At 60.5% G+C, this 8,479-nt stretch carries 10 protein-coding genes and 1 pseudogene; 5 read left to right on the top strand and 6 right to left on the bottom strand.

The genetic code is table 11. From position 1 onward, the window contains the following. Positions 1 to 77: 77 nt before the first annotated feature. Positions 78 to 282: pseudogene (locus LOC54_RS10460) on the top strand (IS5/IS1182 family transposase); the annotation flags it as partial. A 221-nt stretch (positions 283 to 503) separates the two neighbouring features. On the opposite strand, the gene recA reads toward LOC54_RS10460, so the two are convergent. The 5 genes from recA to LOC54_RS10435 all read right to left on the bottom strand — a co-directional run bounded on the left by recA (position 504) and on the right by LOC54_RS10435 (position 5,043). Further along, entirely contained in the window at positions 504 to 1,532 is a 1,029-nt protein-coding gene (recA, locus tag LOC54_RS10455; RefSeq protein ID WP_279313761.1) for a recombinase RecA, read from the bottom strand. A 275-nt stretch (positions 1,533 to 1,807) separates the two neighbouring features. Next, positions 1,808 to 2,122 (bottom strand): hypothetical protein, encoded by a 315-nt coding sequence (locus LOC54_RS10450; RefSeq protein WP_279313756.1) that lies wholly within the window; start codon positions 2,120 to 2,122, stop codon positions 1,808 to 1,810. Positions 2,123 to 2,181: 59 nt separating this feature from the next. Next, positions 2,182 to 3,072 (bottom strand): S-methyl-5'-thioadenosine phosphorylase, encoded by an 891-nt coding sequence (locus tag LOC54_RS10445; RefSeq protein WP_279313760.1) that lies wholly within the window; start codon positions 3,070 to 3,072, stop codon positions 2,182 to 2,184. Then, positions 3,053 to 3,847 (bottom strand): cytochrome c1, encoded by a 795-nt coding sequence (locus tag LOC54_RS10440; RefSeq protein ID WP_279313755.1) that lies wholly within the window; start codon positions 3,845 to 3,847, stop codon positions 3,053 to 3,055. The genes LOC54_RS10445 and LOC54_RS10440 overlap by 20 nt, the downstream gene beginning before the upstream one ends. Continuing rightward, positions 3,844 to 5,043: a cytochrome b N-terminal domain-containing protein gene (locus LOC54_RS10435; protein ID WP_279313759.1), complete on the bottom strand. Its 1,200-nt coding sequence runs from the start codon at positions 5,041 to 5,043 to the stop codon at positions 3,844 to 3,846. The genes LOC54_RS10440 and LOC54_RS10435 overlap by 4 nt, the downstream gene beginning before the upstream one ends. A gap of 251 nt (positions 5,044 to 5,294) precedes the next feature. Here LOC54_RS10435 and hemF point away from each other — a divergent pair, with 251 nt between their 5' ends. Genes hemF through LOC54_RS10420 form a run of 3 tightly spaced genes read left to right on the top strand, consistent with a single transcriptional unit; the run spans position 5,295 to position 7,163 of the window. Then, entirely contained in the window at positions 5,295 to 6,215 is a 921-nt protein-coding gene (gene hemF, locus LOC54_RS10430; RefSeq protein ID WP_279313754.1) for an oxygen-dependent coproporphyrinogen oxidase, read from the top strand. After that, on the top strand, positions 6,212 to 6,598 hold the full coding sequence (locus LOC54_RS10425; protein ID WP_279313753.1) for a nitrilase-related carbon-nitrogen hydrolase: 387 nt from the start codon (positions 6,212 to 6,214) through the stop codon (positions 6,596 to 6,598). Before hemF ends, LOC54_RS10425 begins: the two co-directional genes overlap by 4 nt. Beyond that, positions 6,498 to 7,163 carry a carbon-nitrogen hydrolase family protein gene (locus LOC54_RS10420; protein ID WP_279313758.1) on the top strand — a complete coding sequence of 222 codons (666 nt, stop codon included), beginning with the start codon at positions 6,498 to 6,500 and terminating at the stop codon, positions 7,161 to 7,163. The genes LOC54_RS10425 and LOC54_RS10420 overlap by 101 nt, the downstream gene beginning before the upstream one ends. 113 nt (positions 7,164 to 7,276) lie before the next feature. On the opposite strand, the gene LOC54_RS10415 is transcribed toward LOC54_RS10420, so the two are convergent. Next, complete coding sequence (locus tag LOC54_RS10415; RefSeq protein WP_279313752.1) at positions 7,277 to 7,687, bottom strand: hypothetical protein; 411 nt, start codon at positions 7,685 to 7,687, stop codon at positions 7,277 to 7,279. 99 nt (positions 7,688 to 7,786) lie between these two features. On the opposite strand from LOC54_RS10415, the gene sodC reads away from it, so the two are divergent. After that, on the top strand, positions 7,787 to 8,338 hold the full coding sequence (gene sodC, locus LOC54_RS10410; RefSeq protein WP_408740343.1) for a superoxide dismutase[Cu-Zn]: 552 nt from the start codon (positions 7,787 to 7,789) through the stop codon (positions 8,336 to 8,338). The last annotated feature ends 141 nt before the right edge of the window (positions 8,339 to 8,479 follow it).

Below are 8,479 nucleotides of genomic sequence, written 5' to 3'. Positions count from 1 at the left end.
CTCTTCATCAGAATCTCCTCATCCTCACGCTGAGAAAATTCTCATCCAAAAGCCACTCTTTTTATGGGGGGATTACCCCCCGACATATCCAGAAATCGAATGCTGGAAAGTCCGTGATCCGATCACGCGTCGAGCTCATCTTCACCGACCGGAAATCACAGACGGGATTGTTCATCCGAACTGTCGGCATCACCCGGACCACCATGAGGATCGGGCTGGCCAACATCGTCTACGAACATGCGCAGCTTCCTCTTCCCCGGAAGGTTGAACGCGAGCACGTAGTCATCCAGCGGGGGGGCCCGATCTGCTCAAAACGCAGATCAAAAACTACCCCAAGAACCGTCAATCAAATCGCCAAAAGTCTGAAGTCACGAGCCACGCGCATCAACCAACGGTTCTTCGGTCCCTCCATCTGCCCTGCAAACACATCCCGGGAGCCCTGAACGATCCGACCGAAGATCACCGGAAAAAGATCTCTATTCGGTCCTCCTCAGAGACCGCTCTTATTCGTCTCCGTCACTGTCTCCGCTCATATCCATCATCGCCTCAGCGACAACACCGGCCTGCTCGCGGACCTTTTTCTCGATCTCGTCGGCCATTTCCGGATGCTCGCGCAGGAACGTCTTCGCATTCTCGCGTCCCTGACCGATCCGCTGGCTGTCGCAGGAGAACCAGGCTCCGGATTTCTCAACAATCCCGGCCTTGACGCCAAGATCGATCAGTTCGCCCGTCTTGCTGATACCTTCGCCATACATGATATCGAACTCGACCTGACGGAACGGCGGGGCCATCTTGTTCTTGACGACCTTCACACGCGTCTGGTTACCGACGACCTCGTCCTTATCCTTCAGCGCACCGATCCGGCGGATATCCATCCGCACGGAGGCATAGAATTTCAGCGCGTTTCCGCCCGTCGTGGTCTCGGGATTTCCGAACATCACACCGATCTTCATGCGGATCTGATTGAGGAAGATCATCATGGTGTTGGAGCGTGCCAGCGTGCCCGTCAGCTTGCGCAGTGCCTGGCTCATCAGACGTGCGTGCAGGCCGACATGGCTGTCGCCCATGTCTCCCTCCAGCTCCGCACGCGGAACCAGCGCGGCAACACTGTCCAGAACCAGCACATCAACCGCACCGGAGCGCACCAGAGTATCCGCAATCTCCAGAGCCTGCTCGCCCGCATCCGGCTGGCTGATCAGCAGATTATCCACATCAACGCCCAGCTTGCGGGCATAGCCGGGATCGAGTGCGTGCTCAGCATCGATAAACGCGCAGGTGCCGCCCTTTTTCTGCGCCTCCGCAATCACATGCAGCGCCAGAGTGGTCTTGCCCGAACTCTCGGGACCATAAATCTCAACAATACGTCCGCGCGGCAGGCCACCGATCCCCAGCGCGATATCCAGCCCCAGAGAGCCGGTCGAGATCACATCCGCCTGCTCTTTCGGCCGCTGACCGAGCCGCATGATCGAGCCCTTGCCAAACTGCCGCTCGATCTGACTCAGCGCGCCTTCCAGCGCCTTGCTCTTATCCATATTCGCCCTCAGATTCACAACGTCCGCCAGTCCCGGCGCCACGACAGGGCGCGGCACGGCGGGAGCCGCCTGCGCCGAGTCTGTCACAGAGCCCGGATGCACGGCAATGCCACGCAGTAAATCTTCTCCGGCCGGAGATCCGGCCTCAGCAGTCGCAGCCTGTGCTTTTCTGGCAGCCATCTTCCCGCTTCCTGACAGTGTTCACTATGTGTTCCGACCTTATATGGAACATAAACAGAACATGCAAGGAGCGGTTTTTCAGGCGATATCCCTCTTCAGAGGACCGTGCACCATTTTTTCGGAAGTTTCTGACTGACAGAAATCCGTGCCGCAATCTCACGCTCAAGAACGAGCAGAAGAACGGAGGCGGAAAGACGTACCATCTCCTCCATCGTCTGATTATCCTCAGCCAGATTACGGATGCATTCCTCAGCCCAGGCCAGAATGACCGGATTGGTGGAGGCAAAAGGCTCCACCCGCAGACGCAGCGCGTCCAGTTCCCGCGTATGATGCTGATGCACATCATCCGCAGGCTGATGATCCCGGAACGTCATACTGCCCTGCACCTCTGCCTCAGACTCGGAAAACACTCCGCGAAGTCTGGGGCAGACTGGTTAGCGTGCCGTTAAAGTGCAGGGCAGACCGGTTCTCAGACCTCGCGCAGGACCCGTCCGGCAATCACCTCAAGCCGGGACAGAAGCGCAGGATCGCGCGCCTCGGGAGCCGTGATCAGGGCGTGTTCCAGGGCGCGGTCGCACCCGGCGGAACAGGGTTCGAACGGCGTGCCGAGCTCGGGAATCATCGCCCGGACCAGATCCCGCGCATGCGCCCCGTTCTCATGCATGATCTTCACGACCGCCTCGACCGTCACGCTGTCATGGTCCGGATGCCAGCAGTCATAATCCGTCACCATCGCAACCGTCGCGTAACAGATCTCCGCCTCGCGTGCGAGCTTGGCCTCCGGCATGTTCGTCATGCCGACCACGGAACAGCCCCAGCTCCGGTAAAGCTCACTCTCCGCCTTCGTGGAGAACTGCGGGCCCTCCATCACGAGATACGTTCCCCCGCGCGTATACGCGATCCCCAGCTCCTTCAGCTTCGCTTCGGCAACGTCCCCGATCCGCGGGCAGACGGGGTCGGCAACCGAGACATGCGCCACGCAGCCCGTATCGAAAAAACTCTTCTCACGAGCAAAACTGCGATCAATAAACTGATCCACAATCACGAAATGCCCCGGAGGAAGCTCCTCCTTCAGAGACCCCACCGCCGAGAGGGAAATAATATCCGTCACACCCGAGCGCTTCATCGCCGCGATATTCGCGCGGTAGTTCAGGCGCGACGGCGGGATCGGATGCCCGCGTCCGTGGCGCGGCAGAAACACGCAGCGCACACCAGCAAGGCGGCCGGTCAGCAGCCGGTCCGAAGGCGCACCCCAGGGCGTGTCCACGGACCGCCAGACCTTATCCTCAAGACCATCGATATCATACAGACCCGACCCGCCGATAATCCCGATCACACGTTCAGGGGCCTTGGGTTTCACCTTTGACTTTACGGTGCGCACCGTTCCAGATCCTCCGCTTGAGAAGCACGAGAAGCACTATCAGGAAACACAGATACAGCACAGCCCGCACACCGGTCCGGTGCCGCTCGCCAAGATGCGGATCAGACGCCCAGGCAAGGAACGTCGTCACGTCCCGCGCCTCCTGAACCAGCGTCGCCTTCGTCCCGTCCGCATAGGTCACGGAGCCGTCCTGCAGCGGCGGAGGCATGGCAATCGCGCGTCCTGCGGCAAAGCGGTTGTAGAACAGGCCCGGCGGAGGCGTAACGCCATGCGGCGGATCACCATATCCCGTAAGCAGCGCGAAAATCCTGTCCGGCCCGCCCGAATACACGGCCGCCAGCCGCGACTGATCCGGCGGAACCACAGGGCCGGGCGGCATCAGCGCAGGCGGGAACGGATCGTCTGACGTGGCAGACCGCATGACAGGCTTCCCGTCCGGATCCGTCCCGCCCGGAACCTGGTGGGAGGCCGCAACAGCCCTGACCTGATCCGCCGTCAGACCGGCACCGAGCAGATCGCCGAACCGCAGATATTTCATGCCATGACAGGTCGAGCACACCTGCTCATAAACCTGATAGCCACGCCGGACCGCAGCCTTATCATACTGCCCGGTCAGCCCGAGGAAACTCCAGGACTGAGCCGGTGCCGCATCATGACCGGGATCTGCAGCGGACGCCGCAGACAGAACCGGCGCAGACATGACGAGCGCAGCGGCGAGCAGACCAGCCGTCAGCGCAGGAGCGGACCGCCTCATACCTGCCCCCTGAAGGTCATCGTCTCGCGCCTTGACACCACCGGCATCAGCACAAGGAAATGCACGAAATAATACAGCGTCGCCAGCTGCGCGACATACAGCCATCCCCCCTGAACATGATGCTTTCCCGCAAGACCCAGGAGCATGAACGCCACAGGCAGACACAGCATGGCCACACGATAGACCGGACGCAGACGCGGCGCGCGCACCGGAGACCGGTCAAGCCAGGGCACCGCAAACAGAACCGCAATCGCCCCCGCAGACGCAACCAGACCGCCGAATTTTGAGGGAACGGCCTGAAGAATGGCGTAAAACGGCAGGAAATACCATTCCGGCTCAATATTCGCAGGCGTATGCAGCGGATTGGCCGGACGGAAGTTTTCCGGCTCCGTAATCAGACCCGGCAGGAAAAACAGGACCAGCGCAAAGATCAGCGCAAAAACGGCCACGCCCAGACCATCCTTGATCGTAAAATACGGATGGAACGGCAGGGTCCGCTCCGGCTCCCGCACCTCCCCGTCAGGAGAGTTCGATCCCGTGTAGTGCAGCGCCGCAACGTGCAGCCCCACCACGCCCAGAACGACAAATGCCAGCACGAAATGCAGAATGAACAGATGATGCAGCGTCACATCACCCGGGCGATCCCCGCCCAGGAACAGGCGCTCCGTCACCGGACCGGCCCACGGCACCGCACCGATCGCCTTGCCCGCCACATCCGCCCCCCAGTAGGACATCTGCCCCCAGGGAAGAACATATCCGGCAAAGGCCGTCACCATCACCAGGGCCAGAAGGACCATGCCGAACAGCCACAGAATCTCACGCGGCTTTTTGTAGGACGCATAATAAAGACCACGCCACAGATGCACGTAGAGCGCGGCCAGAAACAGGCTGGCCCCCGTCATATGCATCGCGCGGATCAGCCATCCTCCGGGCAGACGCCGCTCGATCGCCTCGACCGAGGCAAACGCCTCTGCGGCCGTCGGCGTGAAATTCATCGCAAGGGTGATACCCGTCGCCAGCATCAGCAGCAGGACCACCGTCAGCATCGCTCCGACAGTCCACAGCGCATTCAGATTCCGCGGCATCGGAAAACGGATATACTGCCCCCTGAACGCGCTGATCACGGGGAAACGGCTGTCGATCCACCCGGAAATTCCGCTCTCTTCGCGCTCCCCGCCTCCGGCTCCAGCAGACATACGATCCCCTCGCACCTTCACACAGCCCTGCGGCACTCCTTCGGAGCCCCCTGCGGGAACTGTGGTATAAATCATATCGGAACCGTTCCGTTCAGCCCGTCTCTGTGTTTAGCCAGAGCCCTGGCCCTCACGCAATCCGCTCTTGCAATGAAATGTCAAAAGGCGCACCCCGTCTGCGTCCGGACAGTATCCCTCATCCGGATGCCGCCTCACGACATACCGGCGGCCGACGACGCATACCGGAGCCCCGAATGGCCACTCAGCCCGGCGCAGCCCACGCGCACACAGCTCTCAGATCAGACGCACGCAGCTGGTTCGAATCCCTCCGTGACAGGATCTGCGCAGCCTTCGAAGCAATCGAGGACGAAGCCGCACGATCCGGCACACAGATCCTTCCCGGCCACGAAGCCCCCGGCCGTTTCACACGCACCTCATGGCAGCGTCCGGTCGAGGACGGCCTGAGCGGCACCGATGGCGGCGGCGGCGTCATGAGCGTCATGCGCGGGCGGGTGTTCGAGAAGGTGGGGGTGAACGTCTCCACGGTTCAGGGCGAATTCAGCCCAGAATTCCGAAAGACCATCCCCGGAGCAGCCGAGGATCCGCGTTTTTTCGCAACCGGAATCAGCCTCGTCGCCCATATGTGCAGCCCCCTCGTTCCGGCCGCACATTTCAACACACGCATGATCATCACCACGGAAGGATGGTTCGGCGGCGGGGGGGACATCACCCCCATGTTCCCCCAAAGCGCCGAGGCACAGGAAGACGCCGCCACCTTCCATCAGGCTTTCAGGGAGGCCTGCACGAAACACGATCCGGAATACTATCCCCGCTTCAAGGCCTGGTGCGATGAGTATTTCCATCTCCCGCATCGCGGCGAACCGCGCGGTCTCGGCGGGATCTTCTACGACCGCCACCGGACCGGCAGCGCACAGGCCGATTTCAGCTTCACACAGGATGTCGGCCTTGCCTTCCTGCACGCCTTCCCCGAAATCGTCCGCAGACGCATGCATGAACACTGGACCCCGGAACAGCGTGAGGCCCAGCTCATCCGCCGCGGCCGCTACGTCGAGTTCAATCTTCTCCACGATCGCGGCACCCTCTTCGGACTGAAAACCGGAGGACACACAGAGGCCATTCTGATGAGCATGCCTCCGGAAGTGAAATGGCCATGAAAGCAGGCAGAAACAGCATGAACCGGCACCGCGTCGCCGTCATCCAGGCCGGAACCAGCCTCTTCGACACGCCCCGCACCCTGGACAGAATGGAAGCACACTGCGAAGCTGCCGCCGCACAGGGCGTCGAACTCGCGGTCTTCCCGGAAGCCTATATCGGCGGATACCCCAAGGGTCTGTCCTTCGGCGCCGTCCTCGGAACCCGCTTCCCTGAAACGCCGCGAAGAATATCTGCGTTACTGGAAATCCGCCATCACCGTACCCGGCCCCGAAACCGCGCGGATCGGCTCCTTTGCCGCAAAAATGAAAGCCCATATCGTCGTCGGCGTGATCGAGCGCGACGGCGCGACCCTGTACTGCACGGCCCTGTTCTTCGCTCCTGACGGCAGCCTCACAGCAAAGCATCGCAAGCTGATGCCCACCGGGACCGAACGCCTCGTCTGGGGACAGGGAGACGGATCGACCCTCCCCGTCATCGATACGGAAATCGGACGTATCGGCGCGGCAATCTGCTGGGAAAACTACATGCCTGACCTGCGCCAGAGCATGTATGCCCGCGGGATCAGCCTCTGGTGCGCTCCCACTGTGGACGAGCGAGAGATCTGGCAGGCCTCGATGCGCCATATCGCCTATGAGGGACGCACATTCGTCCTCAGCGCATGCCAGTATCTTACCCGTGCCGACGCCCCTGAAGACTATGACTGTCACCAGGGCAATTCACCCGAAACCGTTCTGATCCGGGGCGGAAGCGTGATCATAAATCCGTTCGGAGAGATCATCGCCGGCCCGGTTCACGACCGGGAAGCCATCATTACAGCCGATATCAGCCAGGACGATATCATCCGGGCGAAATACGACCTCGACGTCGCCGGACACTACGCCCGCCCCGACGTCTTCAGCCTGCATGTCTGCGCGGCTCCCCGCTCCCATGTGACCTGGATGGAATAAAAAACTCGACCGTCATTTCCCGATAAATGGCTTCAGATGCAGCGGCTGCGTCTCCCGCCCGTCGTTTCCTGCACTGCCTTATAGGCACTGCCTGGGAAGCATCAGCGGTCCGATCATCTGAGCTGTTCAAGTAGATACATCGCCCCAACTTTCAGAAGAAACTGACCGAAGAATTGGGATTTCTTCAGAACGAAGAAAAGGCTTTTCCAGAGCGGGAAGATGATGTCCGTTATGCTTTGAGCATGTGTGACGTCAGTAATCAGGCGCTTCAGACAGCCAGCCTGCTCTGTCAGAGTGATGAAAATCCGACTGAGGACACCTGTCAGTTCCGCCAGATGAAGCAGTTCTGCAACGTCTTGTCCGGACCAGAACTTTCCGTGCGTCTTTGCGCTGAAGGCCGATGGATGACGTAAATGATCCTGACCGGTTGCAGATGCGGCTCTCCCCTCGATCACCTGGCACCTCGATTGCATAATGATCGTCTGATACACGCCATGCCTCGACATCAGATTTGCCTGTGGCATGACACACCGGATCGCACCGGAAAATGCAACTTGTCCCTTCCGTTCATGTTACAGTCGCGCGAGGCTTCAGAAACATAAAAACCGGAAAAGGACATGCTCATGATATCCGCCCGTCTCTCCCTCTCCGCAGCCCTGCTGTGCCTGAGTGCCGCCCTTCCGGCTGCTGCATCCGCGCAGACCGCCATGGAACACGGAACAACCCCTTCGGAAATTCTCCTCAAGGGTGCCGATGGCAAAACCATCGGAACGATTGCCGTCACCGATGCGCCGAAAGGCGTCATCCTGCGCGTGCAGGCAAAAGGCCTGAGACCCGGCTGGCATGGTATTCATTTCCACGAAACCGGAGACTGCTCCGCCCCCTCCTTCAAAAGCGCCGGAGGTCACGTACACACGCAGTCTCCCGTCGTGCACGGCCTGCTGAACGCCAATGCCAATGATGACGGAGACCTTCCCAATCTCCGGGTTGCAGACGACGGAACCGCAATGGCCGAGTTCTACTCCACGCTCGTCTCGCTGCACGGCACTGGTGGTCGCCCGGCCCTGCTCGACAAGGACGGAGCCTCGGTCGTGATCCACGAAAATCCCGATGACTACAAAACCCAGCCGATCGGCGGTGCCGGGTCGCGCGTCGCCTGCGCTGTCATCCGCTGATCGCCATACGAAGCGCATCGCCGGTGCGGCCTGAATGAACCGGGTGCGGAGACTCTCCTCCGCACTAGGTTTTGTTGACAAAAGACGGTAGCCACAATTTTACGGCTGCGAGGTTAAGAAAGGCGAGAAACGATTTTCTTG

It is taken from the genome of Acetobacter sp. AN02 (genome assembly GCF_029759835.1).
GTDB lineage: Bacteria > Pseudomonadota > Alphaproteobacteria > Acetobacterales > Acetobacteraceae > Acetobacter.
Note: the sequence above shows the minus strand (reverse complement) of the source record. Positions and strands in the feature narration are given on the sequence as shown.